Below are 24,474 nucleotides of genomic sequence, written 5' to 3' on the forward strand. Positions count from 1 at the left end.
GTGACCGGGGTCACAGCGGCGGGCGATGGTCCTCCCGGGACGTATTCACCACCAGGAGGCATCGTGGCCGCCACGCGCGACAGAACGCACTATCTCTACATCGCGGTGATCGCCGCGGTGCTCCTCGGCATCGCCGTCGGCTTCGCCGCCCCCGGCGTGGCCGTGGAGCTCAAGCCGCTGGGCACCGGCTTCGTGAACCTCATCAAGATGATGATCTCGCCCGTGATCTTCTGCACGATCGTGCTGGGCATCGGATCGGTCCGCAAGGCCGCCAAGGTGGGGGCGGTGGGCGGGCTCGCCCTCGGCTACTTCATGGTGATGTCCACCGTGGCCCTCGCCATCGGCCTGCTGGTGGGGAACCTGCTGGACCCGGGCAGCGGGCTCCACCTGACCGAGGCGGCCAAGCACGCCGGAGAGGCGCAGGCCAAGGCGGGCGGGGCCAAGACCACGCCGGAGTTCCTGCTCGGGATCATCCCGACCACGCTGGTGTCCGCCTTCACCGGCGGCGAGGTGCTCCAGACGCTGCTGGTGGCGCTGCTGTGCGGGTTCGCGCTCCAGGCCATGGGCACGGCGGGCGAACCCGTGCTGCGCGGGATCGGGCACGTGCAGAAGCTGGTGTTCAGGATTCTGGCGATGATCATGTGGGCCGCGCCGGTGGGCGCCTTCGGAGCGATCGCGGCGGTGGTCGGGGCCACCGGCATCGACGCGCTGAAGTCGCTCGCCGTCATCATGATCGGCTTCTACGCGACCTGTCTGATCTTCGTCTTCGTGGTGCTGGGCACGCTGCTGCGGGTGTGCACGGGAGTCAGCGTGTTCGCCCTGCTGCGCTACCTGGGGCGCGAGTTCCTGCTGATCCTGTCCACCTCCTCCTCGGAGTCGGCGCTGCCGCGCCTCATCGCGAAGATGGAGCACCTGGGGGTGTCCCGGCCGGTCACCGGCATCACGGTGCCGACCGGGTACTCCTTCAACCTGGACGGGACCGCGATCTACCTGACGATGTCCTCGCTGTTCGTCGCGGAGGCGATGGGCAAGCCGCTCGCGCTGGGCGAGCAGATCTCGCTGCTGCTGTTCATGATCATCGCCTCGAAGGGCGCGGCCGGGGTGACGGGCGCGGGCCTGGCCACGCTCGCCGGCGGACTGCAGTCGCACCGGCCGGAACTGGTGGACGGGGTCGGCCTCATCGTCGGCATCGACCGGTTCATGAGCGAGGCGCGGGCACTGACGAACTTCGCCGGGAACGCGGTCGCGACGGTGCTCATCGGCACGTGGACCAAGGAGTTCGACCGCGGACGGGCCGACGAGGTCCTGGCCGGACGGCTGCCCTTCGACGAGACCACGCTGGTGGACGACGCGCCGCACGAACCGGCGGGCGCCGTCCCGCTCCAGCCGGAAGGCGCCAAGGACGGCGTACCGGTGTAACCGGTGGGCCCAGTCGGGCCGGCCGGGCAGGGCTCGCCCCCACGGTGCCCAGCCCGGTCGGTCCCGACTACTCCCGGTAGGGGCGATTTTCAGCCATGGGCCGGAGAACGCGCGTGCGGTAAAAGGTACTTCCATATCGGGGCACACGTCTGACATCTTGCGTCCACCACTCGTTTCGTACGGCCCGGTAGGTGTCATCCGCACCACCGGGTCATCGGAGGACGCATTGATACCCCACATATCCAGCCGACCTCGACGTACCCTCGTGCTGGCCGCCACACTCGGCGCCGCACTGACCTTCGGGGCTCCCGCCGCACTCGCCGGCACCGACCCCGTCGCCCCCTCCGGCTCCGCTTCCGCCCCGGCGGCCGCGGCGGCTCCCCAGGCCGCGGCCCCGACTTCCCAGAGTGCGACCTGGGTTGCCGGCACCCGCGCCTACTTCGTGATCACCACACCCGGTGACACCTCGGCGGTCCGCGCCGCCGTCGCCTCCAACGGCGGCTCGGTCTTCGCGTCCTACGACGCGATCGGCGTGATCGTCGCCCACTCGGCCTCCGGCACCTTCGCCACCGCCATGCGCGGTGTGAGCGGGGTCCAGCAGGTCGGCGCCACCCGCACCTCGGACGTGCCGGCGGACGCCTACAACCCGGCGCTGCCCGCCAACCCGGCGCAGTCCACCACTCCGGCGGGCGAGCCGGTCCGCGCCGACATGACGCAGATCAAGGCCGACCAGGCCTGGGCCGTCACCACCGGCTCCGCCTCCGTCAAGGTCGGCATCCTGGACACCGGTGTGGACGACCAGCACCAGGACCTGGCGCCGAACTTCAACGCGGCGGACTCCGCGTCCTGCGCGTACGGCAAGGCGGACACCCGCACCGGGGCCTGGCGGGACGTCGGCACCCACGGCACGCACGTGGCCGGTACGGTCGCGGCCGCCAAGAACGGCAAGGGCGTCATCGGCGTGGCCCCGGGCGTGAAGATCTCCTCGGTGCGCATCGCCGAGCCCGGCTCCTCGCTCTTCTTCGCCGAGAACACCGTCTGCGGCTTCATGTGGGCCGGTGACCACGGCTTCAAGGTCACCAACAACAGCTACTACACCGACCCGTGGCAGTTCAACTGCCCGGACAACGCCGACCAGGCCGCGATCATCGAGGGCGTCAAGCGCGCCCAGGAGTACGCGGAGGGCAAGGGCTCGCTCCAGGTCGCGGCGGCCGGCAACTCCAACCTGGACCTGGCCAACAAGACGACCGACACCGAGAGCCCGAACGACTCGACCCCGGTCACCCGCACCATCACCAACGCCTGCCTCGACATCCCGACCGAACTCCCGGGCGTGGTCACGGTCTCGGCGATGGGCACCACCGCGAAGGCCTCGTACTCCAACTACGGCCTGAACGTCATCGACGTCACGGCCCCCGGCGGCGACGCGACCGGCATCTACAGCACCCAGCCGGGCGGCAAGTACGGCACCATGAGCGGCACCTCGATGGCCTCCCCGCACGTGACCGGTGTGGCCGCGCTGCTGGCGAGCACCAACCCGGGCATCACCCCGGCGCAGCTGCGCGACAAGCTGGCCACCCAGGCCAACGACGTGGCCTGCCCGTCGGACAGCCGGTGCAAGGGCACCACGGCGAAGAACGGTTTCTTCGGCGAGGGCCAGGTCGACGCGCTCAAGGCCGTCGGCAGCACCCCGCCGCCCGGCAAGTACTTCGAGAACCTCGGTGACTTCGCCATCGGCGACAACACCACCGTGGAGAGCCCGGTCACCGTCAGCGGGGTGACGGGCAACGCCCCGGCCACCCTCAAGGTGGGCGTGAACATCGTGCACACCTACATCGGTGACCTCAAGGTCGACCTGATCGCCCCGGACGGCACCGTGTACACCCTGCACAACCGGACCGGCTCGAGCACGGACAACATCAACCAGACCTACACCGTCAACGCCTCCTCGGAGGTCGCGAACGGCACCTGGAAGCTCCGTGTGAACGACAACGCCGGCGGCGACACCGGCAAGATCGACGCCTGGAACCTCACCTTCTAGTTCCGGCCCGCCGCGGGGGCCCTCGGGAGCACGTGCTCCCGAGGGCCCCTGCCGCGCGTTCACCGGGTCCGCAGCACGCAGTCCCCGCAGAATCCGCCGCCGGGCACCCGGTAGTAGAGGCAGCAGCTGCGCCGTACGAAGGCCACCCCGAGCCCTTCCTCGTGGACGAAGGTGCCGGTACAGGCGAGGGCTCCGTCGTCGGCGAGCAGGGCGGCCGCCAGTTCCGCGGCCGCGGCGCCGGGAATCCGGTCGACCAGCACGCGCAGGGCCCCGACCAGCCCCGACGCGGTGTTGCCCCGCAGGACCTTGGGCGACACCCCGAACCGCTCCCGCACGGCGGCGTCGAGCTGCGCCAGATTGCCGAGCACGTTCTGGCCGAGCTCCCCGGCCGGCAGCTCCCCCGGCTCGGGCAGCCACAGCTCCAGCGATCCCGCACCGGGCAGCCGCCACCACACGCGGTCGGCGGCCAGGTCCGGTACCCGCCCGGCCAGCGCCGCGCAGCCCAGCCCGATCGACCACAGCCGTGCGGCGATGCCGAACTGGGCGGTCGAAGCGGCCACCCGCCCCGGCCCGCTGCGGATGCGCCGCCCCACCTCCGCGACGTACGGCGCGAGTTGCTCCCCGTACAGCGCGGTCAACGGCCGGAACCCGGGCCCGGGCGGCGGTTCCTTCCCGTACGCCACGGTGAAGAAGGGACCCAGGGATCCCAGTTGCCTCAGTACGTCGTCCACGCCGCTCACCGTATCCGCCGCCGGGCCTCACCCCGGCTGTCCGACGGCCCCCGCGGGCCCGGCCTGCCCTGCCTCCTGTCGGACCGGCCCGGCCCGGCGGACCGCAGGGCCCATCCCGTACGAGGCGGCCAGCAGGATCACGCCGAGCAGCAGCCATCCCGGGATCCCCCACCCCAGGAGCAGCCAGGTCAGCACCAGCGGACCGGCGGTCCTGGCCACCGGGACCCCGGCGGCGAAGAAGCCCTGGTACTGGCCCATCCGGTCCGGCGGGGCCAGCGAGAAGCCGATCTGCCAGGACCCGGCGGACTGCCGCATCTCTCCGTCCGCCTGGAGCACCGCGCCCACCACCAGCAGCGCGGCGGCCGCCCAGGCCGGGCCGGGCAGCGCGGAGAGCGCGAACACCGCGCACGAGACCGCCATGACCAGCCCCGACACCCGCACCGCCCGCCGCGCGCTGTCCAGGTCGGTGACCGGCCGGGCCACGCGCACCTGGAACAGCATCACGGCGGCGGTGTTCAGCACGAACAGCGCCGACACCAGCCAGCCGGGGGCGTGGGTGCGCTCCACGATCCACAGCGGGAGGGCCAGGCTGAGCAGCGGCATCCGCAGCAGCAGGATCGCGTTCAGCAGGGTGACCAGCGCGTACGGCCGGTCGCGGAGCACGGCCAGCCGGGGCTCGCCCGCCGCCCGCCCGGTCACGGGTGCCACCGCCGGCAGCCGCAGCAGCACGGCCGCGCAGACCAGGAAGCCCGCCCCGTCCAGCACGAACACGGCGAGGTAGGCCCGTTCGGTGTCCGCGCCCAGGGCGAGCCCGCCGAGCGCGGCGCCCAGCGCCAGGCCGCCGTTGAGCACGGACTGGAGGTGGGCCAGTACGCCGGTCCGCTGCTCCGGGGGGACGAGGCCCGCGAGCAGCGCCTGCCGGGAGGCCGCCAGCCCGCACTGGGCGGTGGCGTACACGACGACGGCGATCAGGAAGGCCAGGAAGGACCGGATGAGGAGGAAGGCGAAGACCGAGGCCGCGGTGGCCACCGCCAGCGCCGCCGAGGTGCCCCGGGGGCCCCGCCTGTCGGCGAGCGCCCCCAGCGGCACCCCGGCGACGGAGCCGACGGCCCAGGCGACCGTCAGCCCGAGGCCGATCTGCGCGGGCGAGAGACCGACCACTCGGGTGAAGTAGAGCGCCGAACACACGTAGTAGGCGCCGTCCCCGACGGAATTGCTCAGCTGGGCGGCGACCAGTCGGCGCGGTGGGCCGGGCGGAGGCAGGATCCGTATCGTCACCGGCCCATTGGATCAGCCGAACGGCCCACTCCACTGGGCCATTGGGGGCCTGGTACACCGGTCCACTTCGCCCCTGGATCAGAGGCCGGAGAGGAACTCCAGCAGCACCCGGTTGAAGACCTCGGGCTGCTCCACGCCCGGCAGGTGCCCGGCCCCCTCGATCACGGCGAGCACCGAGTGCGGGATCAGCGCGTGCAGGGCCTCGGCCGCCGCGACCGGGGTGTAGACGTCGTCCGCGCCGACGACGACCAGACAGGGTTCGGCGGTCTCCGCGAGCACGGGCCGGTAGTCGGGGCACTCGGCGCGGCCGCGCAGGGCCGCCGCGGCGCCCTCGGGGTCGGTCGCGCGCATCATGGCGGTCACCCGTGCGGCGGCCCCCGGCATGCCGGTCACGTTGTAGGGCGCCAGCATCTTGTCGATGACGTCTTCGGCGTAGGGCCCCATGCCCTCGGCGAGCAGCCGGTCGGCGGTCTCGAGGCGGGCCTTGCGGACCTCATCGGTCTCCGGAATCGCGGTCGTGTCGCTGAGCACGAGGGCCCTGACCAGACCCGGGTGGCGCAGCCGCATCTCCATGGCGATCTGCCCGCCCATGGACACTCCGCCGACGACCACCTGTTCGACACCCAGGCGGGCGAGGAGGGCGGCGAGATCATCGGCGAAGTCGGCGAGCAGCGTCTTGCCCGGGCGGACCGGGCTCTCCCCGTATCCGCGCAGGTCAGGGGCGATCACCCGGTACCCGGCGGCCGTCAGGGCGGCCGTCTGGGGGGCCCACATGGTGCGGTTGAACGGATGTCCGTGGATCAGGATTACGGGCTCTCCGCCGCGGGGACCCAAGTCGTCGAAAAAGAGACTCGCGCCATTGCCAAATTGGGGGTTCATGAGAGGAGTTTAAGGAGCTACATTGAGCCACCCGCGTTCACCTGACCGCCTGTTGCCTTTCACCCGTGTTTTGCACTGGGGGCAACGTCAGAAACGCAGACTGTGCAACCACCCCACCGCCCAGAAGGACCGAAGGCTCCGTGCCCGTACCCGTACTCCTCGCCGGCCGCTCCGTGCGGCTCGAGCCCCTCGCCCCCCACCACACCGAGGCTCTGGCCCTGGCCGGGGCCGAGGATCGTACGACTTACGCCTTCACTCCCGTACCCCACGGCGTGCAGGCGTCCCACGAGTACATCGACCGTGCCCTCGCCGATCAGGCGGCGGGTCGATCGGTCCCGTTCGCGGTGGTCAGAGCCACCGACGGGCGGGTCGTCGGTTCGACCCGGTTCCTGGAACTGGACTACTGGCAGGGGCCACTGGTGTGGCCCGCAGTGCCGGGCGTCCCGTTCGGCGATCCGGCGACGGCGATCCCCGATGCCGCCGAGATCGGCAATACCTGGCTGTCCCCGGGCGCCCAGGGAACCGGCATCAACACCGAGGCGAAGCTGCTCATGCTCCGCCATGCCTTCGAGACCTGGGGTGTGCGGCGGATCTCGCTGAGGGCGGACGCCCGCAACGGCCGCTCGCGTGCCGCGATGGAACGTCTCGGCTTCACCTGCGAGGGGGTCCGCCGGGCCCATTCGCGGGGGCTCGACGGCGCGGTCCGCAGTACGGCCTTCTACTCGATCCTCGACGAGGAGTGGCCGGCCGTGCGGTCGATCATCGAGCTGAGGCTGTCGGCCGGTGCGCAGCGCAAGCGGCGCCGGCGCACCTTGATCCCCGCGTAGTCCGCCTGGCGTAACGCTCCTGCGGCGGCCCTCCCCCGGCCTCCTCCCCCGGATTCATCCGAGGAAGGCCGGGGCTAGGGCCGATGCCATGAGCCGGGCGGAGGCGCCGCTGCCGTCGGCCGGCACCGAGTAGAGATCGGCGCCGAAGTCCCCCGGCAGGGAGTAGACGACGGTGCGGTCGTCCGTCCACACCACCTGGTCGTCCACGCTCCGCTCCTCGGCCAGCGGGGTCTCCGCTCCGGAGGCCAGGTCCAGTGCGTACAGCCGCCACGGCGCCTCGGCCGGCAGGCCCGGCACCCGCTTCTTGAACACCACCCGGGTCCCGTCGGGCGACAGCGACGGGCACTCGACGTTCTCGCGCAGCGTGGTCACGGTCCGCTCCGCGAGGTCCCCGCGGACCAGGTGGGTGCGGCCGCCGGTACCCAGCGTGGCGTAGAAGGTCCGCTCGTCGGCGGTGAAGGTCACTCCCCAGAAGTTCACGTCGGCGCTGCGGTACGGCTTGCCGTCCTTGAGGATCGTGAACTCCTCCAGCGAGGCGTCGAGCCTGCCGGTGCGCAGGTCGAGCACCGAGGTCCGCGTGGAGAAGTCGGTACCGGCGTACGAGTCCCCGCCGACGAAGACGGTCCAGGCGGCGAGCCTGCCGCCCGGCGAGACCCGGGCGCGGGTGGGGATGCCGGTCAGCGCGTGCGCGGAGACCTCCTTCAGGCGGGCGTCGAGAACGACGGCCCGGTAGCGGTCCGGGACCCCGCCCTTGTCGGCCTGGAGGCAGATCCCGGTCCCCGCGGCCGAGTGGAAACGCAGGCAGGCGACGCCAGAGGCGGTACGGGCCCCCTCCGGCGCGCCGGCCGGAACGGTGGCGAGTTCGTCGCGGTGCGGGCCCCAGGCCATGTTCCGGAACACGATCCGCGGGCCGCCCCCCGCCGGGTTCAGGGAGACCGCACCCCGGGTGACCTGCGGGCCCTCGGCCTGCGCCCGGTTCTTCTCGTCGGCACGGGAGGAGGCCCGTACGAGGGCGGTCACGGCCACGACGGCGAGCAGCACGAAGGCGGTGGCCAGGATCAGGATCCGGCGCTGGAGGGTCAAAAGGGGTCCTCTCCTCTCGCGGGGCGGGGGCACCATACCCATTGACATGCACATGAGCCAGGCCTGTCCGGCGAACGGCGCGGGAACGCGGCGGGCCTTGCCGGCGCCGGGCAACGGCCTTCCCCAAGAAAATCCCAAGAAAAGGAAAAATGCGGAACCCTGGCATGCTTTCGTTCATCCTTCGAACGGAAGGATCAAGCCCGCCAGACCACCGCCCCGTCGGGGCAGCACCAGCCGGAGAGCCACCGCACATGTCGTACGCACCCGAAGGGCAGCAGTACCAGCCGCCGTACCGGCCGGAGGGGCAGAACCCGCAGCAGCCCTACGGCGACCAGTACGTACAGCAGCAGTACGGGCAGCAGGAGTACGGGCAGCAGCCTCCCCACGGACACGGACCGTACGAGCCTTACGGGCAGGAGCCGGAGTACGAGCCCCGGCGCAAGTCCAGGGTCCGGCGCTGGGTGATAGCGGGTGTCGTCGTCCTCGCGCTCGCGGGCATAGCGGCCGGCGTGATGAACCACTACGAGATACCCCCGTTCACCGACAAGGGCTCGGCCGTGTCCTTCGGGAAGCCGCCCGCCGGCGGCGACGGCAAGAAGGACGCCCCCCAGCAGGCGGCGAACTCCAAGATGCTGATGCCCACCGGGCCGGCCGCCGACTTCAAGAATTCGATGACCCTGCCCGACGGGACGCACGTGGCCGTCACCACGCTGGACGGCAAGAAGTCCGGCTTCAAGGGCAAGGTGTGGGTCTGGGCGCCCAAGGAGTACAACGACCCCAAGTTCGCCAAGAGCGGCTTCCCGGTCATGATCGCCCTGCCGGGCGGCGCCGGATACCCGAGCAACTACTGGATGGGCACCGACCTCGGTCTCCAGACCAGCATCGCCAAGTGGTACTCCGAGGGGAAGAGCAAGCCGTTCATCCTGGCCATGCCGGTGCTCAACCCGGGGCCGGACGACAAGGGCGTCTACTGGGACGGCTCCGACATCCCCGACCAGCCGAAGATGGGCACGTGGCTGACCGAGGACGTGCCGGACCTGATGAAGGCGAACTTCCGGACCGTGAAGTCCCGTGACGGCTGGGCCTTCATGGGTTCCTCCACCGGCGGGTTCGCGGGCCTGAAGGCCGTGCTGAAGCACCCGGACAAGTTCAAGGCCGTGATCGCCTCGGGCCCGGACATCGTCCCGGACTCCTCCCTCTGGAAGGGCCACGACAAGGAGAAGGCCGAGAACAACCCGGAACTGCTGGCGAAGCAGCTCATCGACCGCAAGGGTCCGGACGTCTACCTCGCCTTCCAGGTCGGCGACAGCGAGAACAACAAGAAGACCCTGCCGGACGTGCAGAAGTTCATCGCCACCTTCGGCAACAAGGGGCCCGTGCACACCGAGCTGAGGATCATCAAGGGCGGCCAGCACAACGCCAAGACCTACGTCCCGAACATGGGCGAGGGGCCGATCCAGTACATCAGCAAGGTCATGGAAGGACCCGTCGAGTAACTGCCGGCGTCTCCACCGCGTCCACGGCCTCCACCCCCTCTTTGGCCTCCGGCCCGCCGAACACCTTCGGCGGGCCGCTGCCGTTCCAGGGCGCCCAGCCCGGATCGCCGGTCACCGCGAAGCGCACCCAGGCCGTGTGCATCTCGTCGGCCAGCGCCTGCGGGGCGTCCGGCCCGGCCAGCCAGGCCGCCTCCGGCACGTCCAGCCTGTCGAATACGAAGCCCAGCTCCAGGGCGTGGCAGGCGCCGAGCCCCGGGACGCCGGAGCGCCACGCGAACTCGTACAGGAAACTCGGCGCCGCCCGCCCCGCCCCGGCGAGCCTCCGCAGCGGATCGCGCAGCAGCCGGTCGGTGAGCAGCTGCCCCGCGAGGTCGGCGGGGCCGGCCCCGGGCAGGGCGGCGCGCAGCGCCCGTACGGCGGCCAGGTCCTTGCCGCTGCGCCACCGGGCCAGCGCCACCGCGAGCGGGCCCAGCCGGTCCAGCAGCCGCATCGCGCCCGTCGGGGCGAGCCAGAGCCGGTACTCCTCGGCGGTCCAGCCCAGCAGCAGCGGTACCTCGGCGGCGCGGGCCGCGTCGAGCGGGTCGCCGGGCAGCGTGTCCGGGTCGGCCACCAGGCCGAAGGCGGGACCGCCCGCGAGGGGGCTCGATCTGCGCAGCACGGCCGCCTGGGCGGCGAGCAGGGTGGGCAGGGCGGTGGCGCCGAAGGCCTCCGCGGTGGCGTCCGTCTTCAGCAGGGAGGCCATCCGCCGGACCATGGCACGGACCCGGTCGCGGTGCAGCACCTCGGGGGCGCCGCTCTCCAGGACCGCCTGTGCGAAGAGTCCGGCGGCCCTGGGGGCGGCGAGCAGGGCGCCGATGCTGATGGCTCCGGCGGACTCGCCGAAGACGGTGACGCGGGCGGGGTCGCCGCCGAAGGCCCCGATGTTGTCCCGGACCCACTCCAGGGCGGCGATCTGGTCGAGCAGACCCCGGTTGGCGGGCGCGTCGGGGAAGAGCCCGTAGCCGAGGACGCCGAGGCGGTAGTTGAGGGAGACGAGCACGACCCCGTCGCGGGCGAAGGCGGAGCCGTCGTAGACGGGGACGGCCGAGGAGCCCCGGGTGAGCGCCCCGCCGTGGATCCACACCATGACGGGCAGCCGGGCCCCGGGCGCCGGCTCGGGGGTCCACACGTTGACGCTCAGGCAGTCCTCGCCGGGGATCTCCGGGTCGGCCAGCAGGGCCGCGAACTTCGGCGGGTAGGGCACCTTCGGCGCGGTGGGACCGTAGGCACCGGCGTCGCGTACGCCGTCCCAGGGCTCCGGGGGCGCGGGCGCCGCGAAGCGGAGGGCGCCGACGGGCGGGGCGGCGTAGGGGATGCCGCGGAACACGGCGATGCCGTCCGGCCCCGTCCGGCCCTCGACCACGCCGTGCGCGGTCCTGGCCCTGGGCCGGCCGCCGGTGTCGCCGCCCGCTGTGCTCATCTGGTCCTCCCGCGTTCCGCCCCGCGCACGCGCGCGGTGCGCGCACGGTCGCACAGCGGCCCCACTGGTGACAAGCCGTGACCGTGACCTCACCAAGTAGGCCTAGCAGCCGTGACCACCCGGGCCTCCCCGCGTTGTATGCCATGTCAAACGCCGCAGACCTGCGGCACCCCATATCGCATGAGGAGATCTTGATGTCGCGTATCGCGAAGGCATTCGCCGTCACCGCTGTCGCCGGTAGCGTCGTGGCCGCCGGAGCGGGTCTGGCCGTCGCCGATGCCGGAGCGCACGGTGCGGCGATCGGCTCCCCCGGTGTCCTGTCGGGCAACCTGCTCCAGGTTCCGGTGCACGTCCCGGTCAACGTCTGCGGCAACACCGTCAACGTGATCGCCCTGCTGAACCCGGCGTTCGGCAACGTCTGCGTGAACGCGTCGGGCCACGAGGACGAGCACCACACCGAGGGCGGGGACTACGGCCACTGATCGTCGGCCGCTGATCGTCTGATCGGCTGAAGGGCCCCCGCCTCCTGGCGGGGGCCCTTCAGCGTGTCATTCGTAGCGGTAGATGCCCTTGTGGCCGAACATCTCGCGCGGGGTGACGTCCCACGGCGGCATCGGCTCGTCGAGGGCGATCACCCGGCCGCGCTGGAGGTCGCCGAGCGCGGGCGGCACGGCGGGCAGGTAGCCGGAGCGCGGGTGCTTCCGCTGCCAGCGGTCCCAGACCAGGTCCACGAAGGCGTGGTGCAGCCAGAAGGCCGGGTCGTTGGGCGCCGTTCCGCCCGTCATGTGGCCGCCGATCCACTGGTGGACCTTGTTGTGGTTGCGCCAGCGCTCGCTCTTGGGCGCGGCCCAGCCCTCCAGCTTGTTGCGGAAGCCGTCGACGGCGGAGTTCCAGGGCGAGATGTCGTAGACCGGGTCGTCGATCGCCCACTGGAGTTCGGCCGGGGTGGGCAGGGCGATCGGGTTCTGCGGCCGGCCGAGGTTGCGGGTGAGGAAGCGGGCTTCCGAGATGCCCACCGTCACCGTCCAGTTGCCCTTGTCGTGGGCGAACGGCCCGGTCATCACCTGCCGGTCCGAGGCGCGGCCGGTGCCGCCGAGGAAGTCGTCGGCCCAGAGGGAGGAGACCGGGCTGTTGTCGGTGGTCCAGTCCCAGTAGGGGATGGAGACGCCCGGGTCGACGGCCTGCAGCTCCTTCTCGAAGGCCAGCAGGTAGTACCGGTGCCACGGGAAGAAGGACGGGGACATGTGCCCGACGCGGAGCTTGCGGTCGCGGTCGGGCACGAAGTACTTGCCGTGGGTGCGCACGAAGGTGTCGTAGACGCCGTTTCGCTTGAGCTCCAGCACGGCCGCCGTGAACCGCTTCTTCTGGGCGCTGGTCAGGTTCTTCTGGTTCTGCCGGGTGTACAACTCGGGGCTCCTCCCCTCAGCCGTGGTGCGGGGCGGACGCCAGGACCAGCTGGGCCGTGCCCAGTTCGTCGACGGCCGCACGGGCCAGTTCCAGCGGTGTCCCGAAGGACTCGAAGTGGTTGACCCCGCTCAGGTAGCTGCCGTCGGCCCGGCGCATGACGTGCAGCGGGCGCCCGTCGATGCGGATCCCGGCCTGGTCCACGGCGATGTGCCGGCCCCGGTACGTCTCCTCCGCGAGCGGGGCCGGAGTGAGGGTCTGCCGGGGGCGGCGGGCACGCAGTACGGGAGCGAGCGCCGCGGCCGTGCCGGCGAGCACGGCCGCGGTGAAAGCCGTACGGAGAAGGGCGCGGCGGGTGGGAAGTGCGGCGGGTGCTGCGGACATTCGGTCTCCCTCGCTCGGTGGCCGGCGGCTACGGGTCTAACGCCGCGCGGCGGGCGAGGTCACCCCTGAGGGTGCTTGTAGAAGAGGTCGTTGGGTGCAGGCGGCCGTCTCGTGGTCGAGTCCGGCGAGGATGAGGATCAGGCCGCCGCGCGCTGGAGGCGGGGCAGGTGCAGGTCGCGGAAGATCGCGGCCGTCCGGAGCGCGAAGACGAGACCGGCCGAGATGACGATGTTCAGCGTGTCCGCGGTCCCGGCCCGGTGCAGGCCGAGGTAGGCGGCGGCGCCGGCCAGCGCGGCGGTCGCGTACACCTCCTCGCGCAGCAGCAGCGGAGGGAACTCCCCGCACAGGACGTCGCGGACGACCTCGCCGGTGACGCCGGTCAGGACGGCGAGGATGAGGACGGCGAAGGGGTCCATGTTGGCGCGGTGCGCGGCCAGTACGCCGGAGGCGGCGAAGGCGGCGACGCCGAGGAGGTAGAGGGCGTGCAGCATGGCGCCTCCTTCACGGGGCGGGCGGGTTCTGGGGGGGGCAACCCGTCGAGGGTGCCGCACCCGGCCCGGCCCGCGCATCGGCCGTTCGGCCATGCCGCAGCCCCTGCCGGTGGGCGCCGGGCCGCACCCGCCCGAGCACGCCCTCTCCCGGGCCCGCTCCCGGACGCCTCCTAGGGGGCCGGGAGTTCCGCGAAGTCGGCGACCAGGCCGCGGTGGTGGCCCGCCGTGCCGAGGGTCAGGGAGTCGGCCTTGGCCCGCTTGAGGTAGAGGTGGGCCGGGTGTTCCCAGGTCATGCCGATGCCGCCGTGCAGCTGGACGCACTCCTCGGCGGCCCGGACGGCCACGCCCGAGCAGTAGGCCTGGGCGACGGCGACCGTGAGCGGTGCGTCGGGGGACGCGGTGGCCAGCGCGTCGGCCGCGGCCCTGGCCGCCGCCCGGGCGGAGGCCACGTCGAGCCAGAGGCGTGCCAGGCGGTGCTTGAGGGCCTGGAAGGACCCGACGGGCCGGTTGAACTGATGGCGGACCCGGAGGTATCCGACGGTCTCCGTCAGGCACCACTCGGCGATGCCCAGCTGCTCGGAGGCGAGCAGCCCGGCCCCGGAGAGCAGGGCCCCGGCGACGGCCGCCCGGGCCGTGGCGGGGTCGGCGAGCCGGGTGCCGGCGGCGGCGTCGAGGGTGACGGTGGCCAGCGGGCGGGTGAGGTCCAGCGGGACCTGCGCGGTGAGCTCGGCCGAGGCGGCGGGGACGGCGTACAGCCCGGTGTCGGCGAGCACCAGCAGCACGTCGGCGGCCACCGCGTCCGCGACGGAGGTGACCGTACCGGTCAGGGTCCCGCCGCCGGAGTCCCGGACGGCGGCCGGCAGCGGGGCGCCGGGGGCGAGGGTCAGCGGTACGGCCGGTACGCACACCTGCCGCCCCGAGGCCAGCTCCCGCAGCAGCGGGGCGGCGTCCCCGGTGTCGCAGCCGAGCAGGATCTCGGTGGCGAGCACCGCGCTCGTCAGGTATGGGACGGGCGCCACGGTCCGGCCCAGCTCCTCCAGGACCACGGCCGCCTCGCGGTGGCTCGCGCCCTGCCCGCCGAGCTTCTCCGGGACGAGGAGCCCGGCCGCGCCGATCCCGGCGGCGAGGGGGCGCCACAGCGCGGGGTCGTGGGGGCGGTCGGTCTCGATCCGGGCGAGGATGCTCGCGGGTGCGCAGCGGGCCTCGAGGAGCGACCGTACGGCGGCGCGGAGTTCTTCCTCGGCCTCGGAGTAGAGCAGGTCCGTCGGTGTCGTCGGTACCGTCATCGGGTCAGATCCTTCCAGGCCAGGTCCTTGTCGTCGCGCGGTTCGGGAGGCAGGCCCAGCACGCGTTCGGCGACGATGTTGAGGAGGACTTCGCTGGTGCCGCCCTCGATGCTGTTGCCCTTGGCGCGCAGATAGCGGTAGCCGGCGTCGCGGCCGGTGAAGTCGACCAGTTCGGGACGGCGCATGGTCCAGTCCTCGTACGACAGGCCCTCCTCCGCGAGGAGTTCGACCTCCAGTGCGCTGATCTCCTGGTTGAGGCGGGCGAAGGTGAGCTTCATCCCGGATCCCTCGGGGCCGGGCTGGCCGACGGCGAGCTGCTGGCGCAGCCGTTCACCGGTGAGGCGGGCGACCTCGGCCTCGACCCACAGCTCCAGCAGCCCCTGGTGGAGGGCGTGGGTGCGCAGTTCGGGGCGTTCGCGCCAGGCGGCGGCGACCGGCGCGGTCATGCCGCCCTCGCGCGGGATGCGCATGCCGCCGATGGAGACGCGTTCGTTCATCAGGGTGGTGCGGGCGACCGCCCAGCCATCGCCGACGGCGCCGAGGCGGTGGGCGTCGGGGATGCGGACGCCGGTGAGGAAGACCTCGTTGAACTCGGCCTCGCCGGTGATCTGGCGCAGCGGCCGGACCTCGACGCCTGGGGCGTGCATGTCGCAGAGGAAGTACGTGATGCCCCGGTGCTTGGGCTGCGCCGGGTCGGTGCGGGCGATCAGGATGGCCCAGCGGGCGGTGTGGGCGCTGGAGGTCCACACCTTCTGGCCGTCGACCACCCACTCGCCCGACTCCTCGTCCAGGACGGCGCGGGTGCCGAGCGCGGCGAGGTCGGAGCCGGCGCCGGGCTCGCTGAAGAGCTGGCACCAGACCTCCTCGCCGACCCACAGGGGCCGCAGGAAGCGCTGCTTCTGCTCCTCGGTGCCGTACGCGAGGATCGTGGGCGCGGCCATGCCGAGGCCGATGCCGATCCGGCGCGGGTCGTTGTCGGGGGCTCCGGCGGCCTCCAGTTCGGCGTCGACCACGGCCTGGAGGGTGCGGGGGGCGCCGAGGCCGCCCAGGCCCTCGGGGTAGTGCACCCAGGCGAGTCCGGCGTCGAAGCGGGCGCGCAGGAAGTCCGTACGGGACGTGGTCGCGGGCGGGTGGGCGGCGAGCAGTTCCCGTACGCGTGTGAGCAGGTGTTCGGCGGTGGTGGCGGTCATCGGGAGACACCCCGGTCCCTGGGCATGACCAGGACCAGCCGGCCGGTGGTGGCGCCGTCGGCGAGGCGCTGCACGGCGTCGGCGACGGCGGGGAGCGCGATGGTTTCGCTGACCAGGGGCTTGATGGCGCCTTCGGCGGCGAGGCGGGTGAGTTCGGCGTGGCAGGCGGCGATCGAGGCCGGGTCCTTGACGGCGTAGAGCCCCCAGTGCAGGCCGAGGATCGAGTAGTTCTTGACGAGGGCGTGGTTGAGGGCGGGCGCGGGGACGGCGCCGCTCGCGAAGCCGACGACGACGATCCGGCCCTCGAAGGCCACGCACTTGGCGGAGGCGGTGTAGGAGTCGCCGCCGACGGGGTCGTACACGACGTCGGCCCCGCGGCCGCCGGTGAACTCCTTCACCCGGGCGATCACGTCCTCGGCCGTACGGTCGATCACCAGGTCACAGCCGAGTTCCTCGGCGGTACGCGCCTTGGCCTTGCCGCCGACCACCCCGATGACGGTGGCCCCGGCGGCCTTGCCGAGCTGGACGGCGGCGCTGCCGACCCCGCCGGCGGCGGCGTGTACGAGCAGGGTCTCGCCCGCCTGGAGGCGGGCCCGGCGGTGCAGGCCGAACCAGCCGGTCTGATAGCCGATGTGCAGGGCTGCGGCCTGGGCGTCGTCGAGGCTCTCGGGGGCCGGAAGCAGGGCCCGTTCGGGGGCGACCACGTACTCGGCGAAGCCGCCGTGGGGCAGGCTCGGGTTGGCGATGACGCGGCGGCCGTCGTCGGTCAGGCCGCAGATCTCGACGCCGGGGGTGAAGGGCAGCGGCGGGCGGATCTGGTACTGGCCGCGTACGAGGAGGGCGTCGGGGAAATTGAGGTTCGCCGCCAGCACCTTCAGCCTCACCTCGCCCTCGCCGGGCACCGGTTCGGAGATCTCCTCGAGGCGCATGACCTCTCGGGGCTCTCCAGGGGTGTGTACTCGCCATGCCTGCATCCGGGGCCTCCAGCCGCCGTCGAGGAACCACGCTCCGCGGGCATACTAAGCGGTCGCTTGCCCTCCTGTGAACCACGCGGACACGCGGGAAAAGGGGCGGCCCTTCCGGTGGGGCCGGATTAGCATCAACGGGCAGTTGTCATGGGGCATATGACACGACCATCGGGGGGAACCGTCCAATGAACAGAAGCCGTATGAGAGGTACCACGTCCGCCGCGGCGGCCGCCGCCGTCCTCGCGGGGCTGATCACCGCCGCCGGTCCGGCCGCGGCGGCCGAGCCGGCGTGCGCGCCCGGCATCACCGTCCTGCCCTCGCTGACGGGCGGCCCCGCGGGGGCGGTCCACGGCTTCGGAGCCGGCGGCCTGGCGGTGGGTTCCAGCGCCGGGCTGCCCGCGTACTGGACCGCGGACCACCGGGTCCACGCGGTGCCGATGCCGGAGGGCTTCCAGGAGGGCACGGTCACCGCCGTGAACGGCAAGGGCCTGATGGTGGGCACGGTCCGGAGCACCGTGCAGGGCTACCCCGGGGCCGCCTTCACCTACCAGCTCGGTGCCGGATCGGTCCAGCTGATCACCGCCTCCTCCGGACGCTCCGGCGGGGCGGACGTCAACGAGGCGGGCCACGTCGTCGCCCTGGACGACGGCGTCGCCAAGGAGTGGGTGAACGGCCATGTGGTGCGCGAGCTGCCCGTCCCCGCCGACGCGCACCCGAGTACCGTCATCAGTTCGGTGAGCGGCATCAACAAGCGCGGCGACATCCTCGGCACCGCGTACACGAACTACTGGGACCAGGACAACGACCAGATCGTCAGCAAGACCTTCCCCGTGGTCTGGCCCGCCGGCGACTACCCGACCTCGAGCCTCCCGGTGTGGAACGACAGCGACTGGACCGTGGGCACCCAGGCGACCGGCATCGACAACCGGGGACGGGTCGTCGGTTACGAGGCCCGCAGCTACCGGGACTGGCAGGAGCGCAAGCCCGCCGTCTGGAAGCGGCCGTACGACGCCCTGCCGGCCGGCCCCGGCCTGGTGGCCGGATACGAGCACCTCACGCTCGACGCCATCAGCCCGGACACGAACGCGACGGTCGGCACGGCAGTGACCTTCGTCGACGGCTACGCCAACCACACCCAGGCCGCGTACTGGCCGGGTGCGGGCCCGGTGAAGGCGCTCCCCCACCCCGCGGGCGCCACGCCGGACGCGCGCAGCCAGGCCCTCGCGGTGTCGGACGACGACCGGGTGGGCGGCAGCTACTGGGGCTGGGACGGCATCGGCTCGGGCGCCGTGATCTGGACCTGCGCGAGCAAGCAGGCGTACACGCCGCAGAGTTGATCCGTCCGGGGCATGGTGATCTCGGGGCCGGCGCGCTATCGATGCCCCATGACGGACGAGATCCCGCGCGGCCTGCCCGCGCCCCCGCCGCTCGGCGCCGCCGCCCTGCCCCCCGGTACGTACGCGGGGCAAGTGGTCCTCGTGACGGGCGGCGGCACCGGGCTGGGCAAGGCCATCGCCGCCGAGTTCGCGCGGCTCGGCGCCGATCTGGTGATCGCGAGCCGCCGGGCCGAGCATCTCGAGGCGGCGCGCAAGGAACTGGCGGCCGTCCCCGGCGCGGGCCGGGTGACGGCCGCGGTCTGCGACATACGGGACCCCGAGCGGGTCGCGGAGGTCTTCGACGCGGCCCAGGCCGCGGTCGGGCTGCCGGACGTCCTGGTCAACAACGCGGCCGCCAACTTCCCCTCCCCGGCCGAGGACTTGTCGCCGAACGCCTGGCGGGCGGTGGTGGACATCACCCTGACCGGCACCTGGTTCATGACCCGGGAGTTCGGCCGCCGCCACCTCGCCGCGGGCACCCCGGGGTCGATCGTGAACATCGGCGCCTCGTACGCCTGGACGGGCGGGCCGGGCTTCGCACACAGTGCGGCCGCCAAGGCGGGGGTGAAGAACCTGGTGGAGACCCTCGCCGTCGAGTGGGGCCCGTACGGCATCCAGGTCAACGGCCTCGTGCCGGGGCTCTTCCCGCACGCCGACATGACCGGGGACATCCGGGACGGCCTGGAGCGCGCCGCGCCCGACGCCAAGGACGGGCGGCAGCCGGCCCTGCGGGTGGGCGCGCCACGGGAGCTGGGCTGGGCCGCGACCTTCCTGGCCTCGCCGTACGCCCGGTTCGTCACGGGCCACACCCTGGTGGTCGACGGCGCGAACTGGCAGCGCCGGTCGCTGGTCAACCCCGAGGTCGTGCCGGTGCGCGAGCAGCTGGGGCGCGGGCCCTTCGGCGGGGGCAAGGCACCGGGCAGTCCCTAGCCTCCCGTGAAGTGCGGGGGCCGGCGAGCGGCCTTGGCCCCGTAGCCCTCGCGGCAGTCGTCCGAGGTGAGGGTGAGGGCGGCCGTCATCGCGACGCGGTCGAGGGCGGCGGGCAGGGCGGCGTCCGCGTAGGCGTCGACCGCGCGCTTGACGCCCTGGACCGCGAGGGGGGCGTTCGCGGCGATCTCCGCCGCCAGGCCCCGGGCCGCGGAGTCCAGCTCCTCGCCGGGGACGACCAGTTGGACCAGGTTCAGCCGCTGCGCGGTCGCCGCGTCGATGCGACGTCCGGTCAGGGCCAGGTACTTGGCCCAGCCCGCGCCCGCCTCGCGGGCGATGCGGAGGTCGCCGCCCGCGTCCACCGCCACGCCCAACCGGGCCTCCGGCAGGGCGAAGACGGCGTCCTCGGCCGCCACCCGGATGTCGGCCATCAGGGCCAGTTCGAAACCGAAGCCGAGGCAGTAGCCCTGGACGGCGGCCACCACCGGCTGCGGGAGGCGGGCGAGGACCGCGAAGCGCTCGTGGACCCAGCGGATGCCCTCGTAGTAGTTGCGGGTCCGCTCGGCGGCCGTTCCGCCGGTGATCGCGCCGCCGGGAGCGGTCACGTCGATGCCCGCGCAGAAGGCCCGGCCCTCGGCCCGCAGCAGTACCGCACGGACCGAGGGGTCGAAGCGGATCCGGTCCGCGAGCAGGCCCAGCTGGCGGGTGGACTCCCAGCTCCAGCCGTTGAGCTTGTCGGGGCGGCACAAGGTGAGGACCGCGAGCCCGTCCGCGGTCTCCAGCCGGATCCGCGCCTCCCCCTCCGCGATCTCCGTGGTGACGGTGTCGATCACTCCGGCCTGCACCCCCCGCAACATATCTGACGAACCGTCAGCCTAGGGGTGCCCGGTCAGCGGGGGAAGACCTCGAACGGCACCGCCGGGCGGCCGCCGAACCGGGCCGCCGCCTGCTGGGCGTTGCCGGTGAGGAAGGTGCGGACGTACTCCGCCGGGTCCTGGTCCGTGAGCACCTCGATGTACGACTTGTGCTCGAGCAGGGACGTGATCGACCGCAACAGGCCCGGACCGGCGTCGGCCGCGTGCGTGGGCGTGCTGGAGCCGGACACGGCGACCCAGCGCACTCCGTTCCACGGCTCCAGGCCCTGCTCGGTGAGGAGTTCGGGGAAGATCCACCGGTTTCCGGCGTCACCGGCCGCGTCCAGGGTGGCCCGGCCGACGGCCTTGTGGTCGGGGGTGTTCCAGTAGCCGCCGCCCTGAGCGCCGCCCCACGTGTCACGGTGGTTGAGCGTGATCACCAGCTCCGGGCGGTGCCGGCGGATGGCCGCCGCGATGTCCCGGCGCAGGTCGAGGCCGTACTCGACCACGCCGTCACGGTAATCGAGGAACTCCACCTCGGACACGCCGACGACGGCCGCGCTCGCCCGCTGCTCCGCCTCGCGCAGCGGTGCGCAGTCGGCGGGGGCGATGGTGTCGATACCCGCCTCACCTCGGGTGGCGAGCAGGTAGACGACCTCGCGGCCCCCATCGGTCCAGTCCGCAATGGCCGCCGCGCAGCCGTACTCCAGGTCGTCCGGGTGGGCGACGACGGCGAGGGCGCGCTGCCAGTCGGTGGGCATGGGCTGCAAGGGGGCGGGCTGATCAGGCTGTTCGGTCATGGGTCGCACCATAAACGAACGGACCGACAACGACGGAGCCCGGCACGGCCCGGTCAGGCCTCGCCGCGCACCAGGGCCAACAGCCGGTCCAGGACGCGCGGACCGCCCGCGCGGACGCCGTCGTGCTCGAACTCGTCCGTCACCCAGGTCCGCAGGCCCCGTACGGCGCGGGCGGTCTCCAGGGAGTGAGCGGTGTCCACGTACATGTCGTCGTGGTAGACGGCGGCGGCCACCGGCACCTCGTTGGCCGCGAGCCGGGCCGGGTCGTAGAGGGGTTCCCAGCCGGTACGGGCGGCCAGCAGTTCGGCGGTCTCGCGCAGCGGGGCGAGGGAGGGGTCCACGGTGAAGTGCCAGGGGTGGATGGTCTCGCCGGTGAAGAGGAGGGGCTCGTCGCCCGCGAGTGTCTTCGCGGCGTCGAAGCGGGGGTGGCCGGCTCCCACCCGGTCGGCGGCCCAGGCGGTGGGCACGGCCGGGTCCTGGGCGTAGATCGCCTCGTGGACCAGCGCGTAGAGGGGGTGTCCGGCGAAGGAGAGCAGCGCGTGGGCGCCCTCCAGGAAGGCGTCCGAGAGCGCCGGGCCGGCGGGGGTGCGGACGAAGGCGTCCTCCAGCAGGTAGTGCAGCTGGTGGCTGCCGTCTCCGGAGCCGAGAAGCAGGCCGAGGGACCGGAAGGCCTCGACGGTGAGGCGGTAGCCGCCGGGGAGTTCGGCCGGGCGCTCGGCGAGGTGGGCCGCGATCCGGCGGGCCCGCTCCACGTCCATCGGGTACCGCGCGTAGTGGGCCAGGTTCTTGCGCTCGATGCGGGGGTACGCGGCCTCGTACACCTCGTCGGCGGTGGCGGTCAGGGACGGGAGTCCGCCGGTGATCAGGGCGGCGCTGAGGCCCTCGGGGGCGGTGGAGAGGTAGTGGGTCGCGCAGAATCCGCCGAAGCTCTGGCCGAGCACGGTCCACGGGGCGCCGCCGGTCAGGGCGGGGCGGATGGCCTCGGCGTCGCGCACGATGGAGTCGGAGCGGAAGTGGGCGAGGTACTCGGCCTGCTGTGCGGGGGCGCCGCGCAGTGGCAGGGTCTGCCGGTTGACCGGGGTGGAGCGTCCGGTTCCGCGCTGGTCGAGCAGGAGGACGCGGTAGTCGGCCAGGGCCCGCTCCAGCCACGCCTGCCGGCCGATGAACCGCCGGGCCCCGAAGCCGGGTCCGCCCTCCAGGTAGAGCAGCCACGGCAGGGTCTGCGGATCCTTGCCGGAGGCGACGACCTCGCGGGCGTACAGCTCGATGTGCTCGCCGTCCGGGCGCGCGTGGTCCAGCGGGACGGTGAACCGGTGGTCGGTGAGGACCGTTCCGGGCTGGCGGTAGCTGTGCTCGATGGTCACGGACGGCCCCTGGGGTACGAGGTACGGAAGACCCGTGCCCCGGCCGGGTCGCGGCAGGGGCACGGGTGTGGCGTTCCGGCGAGTCTAGTACGGGTCCCGGCACGGGCCCGGGGCTTACGGGAACTCGACCACCGAGCGGAGCACCTCGCCGCGCTCCATCCGGGCGAACGCGGCTTCGACCCCGTCGAGCGGGATGGTCTCGGAGACGAAGGCGTCCAGGTCGAGCCGGCCCTGCAGGTAGAGGTCGACGAGCATCGGGAAGTCGCGCTCGGGCAGGCAGTCCCCGTACCAGGAGGACTTCAGCGCCCCGCCGCGGCCGAAGACGTCCAGCAGCGGGAGTTCGAGCTTCATCTCCGGGGTCGGCACGCCGACCAGGACCACGGTCCCGGCCAGGTCGCGGGCGTAGAAGGCCTGCCGGTAGGTCTCGGGGCGGCCGACCGCCTCGATCACCACGTCGGCGCCGTTCCCGTCGGTCAGGCCCTGGATTGCCTGGACCACGTCTTCCTTACGGCCGTTGACGGTGTGCGTGGCGCCCAGGCCGCGCGCCCACTCCAGCTTCCGGTCGTCGAGGTCCACCGCGATGATCTTCGAGGCGCCCGCCAGCCGGGCCCCGGCCACGGCCGCGTTGCCCACTCCCCCGCAGCCGATGACGGCCACCGAGTCGCCCCGCCCGACGTTGCCGGTGTTCAGGGCGGCGCCGAGGCCGGCCATCACCCCGCAGCCGAGGAGTCCGGCGGCCGCCGGTGCGGCGGCCGGGTCCACCTTGGTGCACTGGCCGGCCGCGACCAGGGTCTTCTCGGCGAAGGCCCCGATCCCGAGCGCCGGGGAGAGCGGGGTGCCGTCCTCCAGGGTCATGGGCTGGGTCGCGTTGTGCGTGGCGAAGCAGTACCAGGGGCGTCCGCGCTTGCAGGCCCGGCAGGTCCCGCACACCGCACGCCAGTTGAGGACGACGAAGTCGCCGGGGGCCACGGAGGTGACGTCCGGTCCGACCGATTCCACGATCCCGGCGGCCTCGTGGCCGAGCAGGAAGGGGAACTCGTCGTTGATGCCGCCCTCGCGGTAGTGCAGGTCGGTGTGGCAGACCCCGCAGGCCTGGACCCGGACGAGCGCCTCGCCGGGTCCGGGGTCGGGCACGAGGATCGTCGTCGTCTCCACCGGTGCGCCCTTGCTCCGGGCGATGACCCCTCGTACGCGATGCGTCACGTCGTAACCCCGTTCTGCTCTCGTTGGTTCCCGCTCAGAACGTACACGGGCGCCGCGCGGTACGGGAGTTGCCTCACTCCGGGGCGCCATATCCGGCCAGCTCAGGGGGTACGGACGCGCGCAGGGCGGCGCCGAACGCGGCCACCGCCGGGTGGGCGCCGGCTCCGCTGCGGAAGGCGAGATTGGTACGGCGCTGCATGCGCAGGCGGGTGAGGCGGACGGCCGGGCCGGCGGGGCCGGTGACCCCGAGCTGCGGTACGACGGCCACCCCCTGCCCGGCCGCGACCAGGGCGAGCACGGTGGCGAACTCGTCGACCTGGTGGCGCACCCGCGGGCTGAACCCGGCGGCCTGGCAGGCCCGTACGGTCATGGCGTGGCAGAGGGTGCCGGGGGTTGCGGTGATCCAGGGGTCCTCCGCGTGCGCGCGCAGGACGGCGTTCTGGTCGTCCCCCGGGGGTGGTTCGGGGAACCCCGCCGCGGGCGCGGCCAGGTACATCGCCTCCCCGTACAGCGGCTCGGTGGCCAGCCCGGGCTCCTGGGCGGCGGGCACGAAGTCGTAGGCGTGGACCAGGGCCACGTCGAGGTCGCCCGAGCGCAGGGCGTGCGCGACCGCCGCCGGGTCGGTTTCGCGGACCATCGGCTCGAGTCCCGGATGGCGCCGGGCGAGGGCGGTCAGGGCGGCCGGGACGATGGCCCGGGCGGCTGTGGGGAAGGCCCCGATGCGCAGGGCTCCGGCCAGGCCTCCGCGCGCCTCGGCGAGATCGGACTCGGCTTGTTCCAGCCGTTCGAGAACGGCCTCGGCATGTACCACCAGGTGCTGCCCGGCCGGGGTGAGGCGGACCCGGCGTCCGGTGCGTTCCAGCAGGGGCAGCCCGGCTTCGCGTTCGAGGACGGCGAGTTGCTGGGATACCGCCGAAGGACTGAAGGCGAGGGCTTCGGCGACGGCGGCGATGGTCCCGCGGCGGGCCAGTTCGCGCAGCAGTCGCAGGCGTCGTACGTCGAGCATCGGCTCAG

At 72.9% G+C, this 24,474-nt stretch carries 23 protein-coding genes; 7 read left to right on the forward strand and 16 right to left on the reverse strand.

The features are described from left to right. The first annotated feature begins 63 nt into the window (after nucleotides 1-63). Nucleotides 64-1,419: a cation:dicarboxylate symporter family transporter gene (locus tag OHA89_RS04655; protein WP_215150499.1), complete on the forward strand. Its 1,356-nt coding sequence runs from the start codon at nucleotides 64-66 to the stop codon at nucleotides 1,417-1,419. A gap of 265 nt (nucleotides 1,420-1,684) precedes the next feature. Further along, on the forward strand, nucleotides 1,685-3,460 hold the full coding sequence (locus OHA89_RS04660) for a S8 family serine peptidase (RefSeq protein WP_266613032.1): 1,776 nt from the start codon (nucleotides 1,685-1,687) through the stop codon (nucleotides 3,458-3,460). Between the two features lie 59 nt (nucleotides 3,461-3,519). Here OHA89_RS04660 and OHA89_RS04665 read toward each other — a convergent pair whose 3' ends face one another. The 3 genes from OHA89_RS04665 to OHA89_RS04675 form a co-directional block, all read right to left on the reverse strand. Beyond that, complete coding sequence (locus OHA89_RS04665) at nucleotides 3,520-4,191, reverse strand: (2Fe-2S)-binding protein (RefSeq protein ID WP_266613034.1); 672 nt, start codon at nucleotides 4,189-4,191, stop codon at nucleotides 3,520-3,522. A gap of 27 nt (nucleotides 4,192-4,218) precedes the next feature. After that, entirely contained in the window at nucleotides 4,219-5,469 is a 1,251-nt protein-coding gene (locus OHA89_RS04670) for an MFS transporter (protein WP_406365368.1), read from the reverse strand. 78 nt (nucleotides 5,470-5,547) lie between these two features. After that, complete coding sequence (locus tag OHA89_RS04675) at nucleotides 5,548-6,348, reverse strand: alpha/beta fold hydrolase (RefSeq protein ID WP_266613036.1); 801 nt, start codon at nucleotides 6,346-6,348, stop codon at nucleotides 5,548-5,550. 140 nt (nucleotides 6,349-6,488) lie between these two features. Here OHA89_RS04675 and OHA89_RS04680 point away from each other — a divergent pair, with 140 nt between their 5' ends. Beyond that, complete coding sequence (locus OHA89_RS04680) at nucleotides 6,489-7,175, forward strand: GNAT family N-acetyltransferase (RefSeq protein WP_215150494.1); 687 nt, start codon at nucleotides 6,489-6,491, stop codon at nucleotides 7,173-7,175. 54 nt (nucleotides 7,176-7,229) lie between these two features. On the opposite strand, the gene OHA89_RS04685 is transcribed toward OHA89_RS04680, so the two are convergent. Further along, on the reverse strand, nucleotides 7,230-8,258 hold the full coding sequence (locus OHA89_RS04685) for a hypothetical protein (RefSeq protein ID WP_266613038.1): 1,029 nt from the start codon (nucleotides 8,256-8,258) through the stop codon (nucleotides 7,230-7,232). A 251-nt stretch (nucleotides 8,259-8,509) separates the two neighbouring features. On the opposite strand from OHA89_RS04685, the gene OHA89_RS04690 reads away from it, so the two are divergent. Then, complete coding sequence (locus OHA89_RS04690; protein WP_322975494.1) at nucleotides 8,510-9,754, forward strand: alpha/beta hydrolase-fold protein; 1,245 nt, start codon at nucleotides 8,510-8,512, stop codon at nucleotides 9,752-9,754. Here the strand turns inward: OHA89_RS04690 and OHA89_RS04695 are convergent. Then, nucleotides 9,732-11,213 carry a carboxylesterase/lipase family protein gene (locus tag OHA89_RS04695; protein ID WP_406365369.1) on the reverse strand — a complete coding sequence of 494 codons (1,482 nt, stop codon included), beginning with the start codon at nucleotides 11,211-11,213 and terminating at the stop codon, nucleotides 9,732-9,734. The genes OHA89_RS04690 and OHA89_RS04695 overlap by 23 nt on opposite strands. 194 nt (nucleotides 11,214-11,407) lie before the next feature. On the opposite strand from OHA89_RS04695, the gene OHA89_RS04700 reads away from it, so the two are divergent. Further along, nucleotides 11,408-11,695 (forward strand): chaplin, encoded by a 288-nt coding sequence (locus OHA89_RS04700; RefSeq protein WP_266613041.1) that lies wholly within the window; start codon nucleotides 11,408-11,410, stop codon nucleotides 11,693-11,695. Nucleotides 11,696-11,761: 66 nt separating this feature from the next. On the opposite strand, the gene OHA89_RS04705 is transcribed toward OHA89_RS04700, so the two are convergent. The 6 genes from OHA89_RS04705 to OHA89_RS04730 all read right to left on the reverse strand — a co-directional run bounded on the left by OHA89_RS04705 (nucleotide 11,762) and on the right by OHA89_RS04730 (nucleotide 16,942). Continuing rightward, nucleotides 11,762-12,619 carry a tyrosinase family protein gene (locus OHA89_RS04705; RefSeq protein WP_406365370.1) on the reverse strand — a complete coding sequence of 286 codons (858 nt, stop codon included), beginning with the start codon at nucleotides 12,617-12,619 and terminating at the stop codon, nucleotides 11,762-11,764. Between the two features lie 16 nt (nucleotides 12,620-12,635). Beyond that, on the reverse strand, nucleotides 12,636-13,001 hold the full coding sequence (locus OHA89_RS04710) for a tyrosinase cofactor (protein WP_257552911.1): 366 nt from the start codon (nucleotides 12,999-13,001) through the stop codon (nucleotides 12,636-12,638). A 137-nt stretch (nucleotides 13,002-13,138) separates the two neighbouring features. Continuing rightward, nucleotides 13,139-13,492 carry a TRIC cation channel family protein gene (locus tag OHA89_RS04715; protein WP_406365371.1) on the reverse strand — a complete coding sequence of 118 codons (354 nt, stop codon included), beginning with the start codon at nucleotides 13,490-13,492 and terminating at the stop codon, nucleotides 13,139-13,141. 170 nt (nucleotides 13,493-13,662) lie between these two features. Further along, complete coding sequence (locus OHA89_RS04720) at nucleotides 13,663-14,778, reverse strand: acyl-CoA dehydrogenase family protein (protein WP_266613045.1); 1,116 nt, start codon at nucleotides 14,776-14,778, stop codon at nucleotides 13,663-13,665. Further along, nucleotides 14,775-15,968, reverse strand: a complete 1,194-nt coding sequence (locus OHA89_RS04725; protein ID WP_406365372.1) for an acyl-CoA dehydrogenase family protein — start codon at nucleotides 15,966-15,968, stop codon at nucleotides 14,775-14,777. Before OHA89_RS04725 ends, OHA89_RS04720 begins: the two co-directional genes overlap by 4 nt. Beyond that, complete coding sequence (locus OHA89_RS04730; protein ID WP_406365373.1) at nucleotides 15,965-16,942, reverse strand: NADPH:quinone oxidoreductase family protein; 978 nt, start codon at nucleotides 16,940-16,942, stop codon at nucleotides 15,965-15,967. The genes OHA89_RS04725 and OHA89_RS04730 overlap by 4 nt, the downstream gene beginning before the upstream one ends. Nucleotides 16,943-17,136: 194 nt before the next feature. Between OHA89_RS04730 and OHA89_RS04735 the strand changes: the two genes are divergently transcribed. Both OHA89_RS04735 and OHA89_RS04740 read left to right on the forward strand, forming a co-directional pair. Continuing rightward, nucleotides 17,137-18,273, forward strand: a complete 1,137-nt coding sequence (locus tag OHA89_RS04735; RefSeq protein WP_406365374.1) for a hypothetical protein — start codon at nucleotides 17,137-17,139, stop codon at nucleotides 18,271-18,273. Nucleotides 18,274-18,321: 48 nt separating this feature from the next. After that, nucleotides 18,322-19,242: an SDR family oxidoreductase gene (locus OHA89_RS04740; RefSeq protein ID WP_266613048.1), complete on the forward strand. Its 921-nt coding sequence runs from the start codon at nucleotides 18,322-18,324 to the stop codon at nucleotides 19,240-19,242. On the opposite strand, the gene OHA89_RS04745 is transcribed toward OHA89_RS04740, so the two are convergent. The 5 genes from OHA89_RS04745 to OHA89_RS04765 form a co-directional block, all read right to left on the reverse strand. Next, on the reverse strand, nucleotides 19,239-20,084 hold the full coding sequence (locus OHA89_RS04745) for an enoyl-CoA hydratase/isomerase family protein (protein ID WP_406365375.1): 846 nt from the start codon (nucleotides 20,082-20,084) through the stop codon (nucleotides 19,239-19,241). The genes OHA89_RS04740 and OHA89_RS04745 overlap by 4 nt on opposite strands. Nucleotides 20,085-20,128: 44 nt before the next feature. Beyond that, complete coding sequence (locus OHA89_RS04750; RefSeq protein ID WP_266613051.1) at nucleotides 20,129-20,893, reverse strand: PIG-L deacetylase family protein; 765 nt, start codon at nucleotides 20,891-20,893, stop codon at nucleotides 20,129-20,131. 53 nt (nucleotides 20,894-20,946) lie between these two features. Further along, nucleotides 20,947-22,251, reverse strand: coding sequence for an alpha/beta hydrolase (locus OHA89_RS04755; protein ID WP_257559238.1), 1,305 nt, complete (start codon nucleotides 22,249-22,251; stop codon nucleotides 20,947-20,949). 120 nt (nucleotides 22,252-22,371) lie between these two features. Next, a complete protein-coding gene (locus OHA89_RS04760; RefSeq protein WP_257559239.1) occupies nucleotides 22,372-23,460 on the reverse strand; it encodes an S-(hydroxymethyl)mycothiol dehydrogenase in 1,089 nt (362 codons plus the stop codon). A gap of 73 nt (nucleotides 23,461-23,533) precedes the next feature. Beyond that, a complete protein-coding gene (locus tag OHA89_RS04765; protein ID WP_266613053.1) occupies nucleotides 23,534-24,466 on the reverse strand; it encodes a LysR substrate-binding domain-containing protein in 933 nt (310 codons plus the stop codon). Nucleotides 24,467-24,474 lie beyond the last annotated feature (8 nt).

The sequence above is a fragment of the Streptomyces sp. NBC_01546 genome, from assembly GCF_045208355.1.
In the GTDB taxonomy this organism is placed as follows: Bacteria; Actinomycetota; Actinomycetes; order Streptomycetales; family Streptomycetaceae; genus Streptomyces.

Excerpts from the sequence above, each read along its gene's own strand:
- OHA89_RS04675 (WP_266613036.1), bottom strand. The coding sequence starts at position 6,348 with ATGAACCCCCAATTTGGCAATGGCGCGAGTCTCTTTTTCGACGACTTG.
- OHA89_RS04690 (WP_322975494.1), top strand. The coding sequence starts at position 8,510 with ATGTCGTACGCACCCGAAGGGCAGCAGTACCAGCCGCCGTACCGGCCG.
- OHA89_RS04695 (WP_406365369.1), bottom strand. The coding sequence starts at position 11,213 with ATGAGCACAGCGGGCGGCGACACCGGCGGCCGGCCCAGGGCCAGGACC.
- OHA89_RS04700 (WP_266613041.1), top strand. The coding sequence starts at position 11,408 with ATGTCGCGTATCGCGAAGGCATTCGCCGTCACCGCTGTCGCCGGTAGC.
- OHA89_RS04710 (WP_257552911.1), bottom strand. The coding sequence starts at position 13,001 with ATGTCCGCAGCACCCGCCGCACTTCCCACCCGCCGCGCCCTTCTCCGT.
- OHA89_RS04715 (WP_406365371.1), bottom strand. The coding sequence starts at position 13,492 with ATGCTGCACGCCCTCTACCTCCTCGGCGTCGCCGCCTTCGCCGCCTCC.
- OHA89_RS04720 (WP_266613045.1), bottom strand. The coding sequence starts at position 14,778 with ATGACGGTACCGACGACACCGACGGACCTGCTCTACTCCGAGGCCGAG.
- OHA89_RS04725 (WP_406365372.1), bottom strand. The coding sequence starts at position 15,968 with ATGACCGCCACCACCGCCGAACACCTGCTCACACGCGTACGGGAACTG.
- OHA89_RS04730 (WP_406365373.1), bottom strand. The coding sequence starts at position 16,942 with ATGCAGGCATGGCGAGTACACACCCCTGGAGAGCCCCGAGAGGTCATG.
- OHA89_RS04735 (WP_406365374.1), top strand. The coding sequence starts at position 17,137 with ATGAGAGGTACCACGTCCGCCGCGGCGGCCGCCGCCGTCCTCGCGGGG.
- OHA89_RS04740 (WP_266613048.1), top strand. The coding sequence starts at position 18,322 with ATGACGGACGAGATCCCGCGCGGCCTGCCCGCGCCCCCGCCGCTCGGC.
- OHA89_RS04750 (WP_266613051.1), bottom strand. The coding sequence starts at position 20,893 with ATGACCGAACAGCCTGATCAGCCCGCCCCCTTGCAGCCCATGCCCACC.
- OHA89_RS04765 (WP_266613053.1), bottom strand. The coding sequence starts at position 24,466 with ATGCTCGACGTACGACGCCTGCGACTGCTGCGCGAACTGGCCCGCCGC.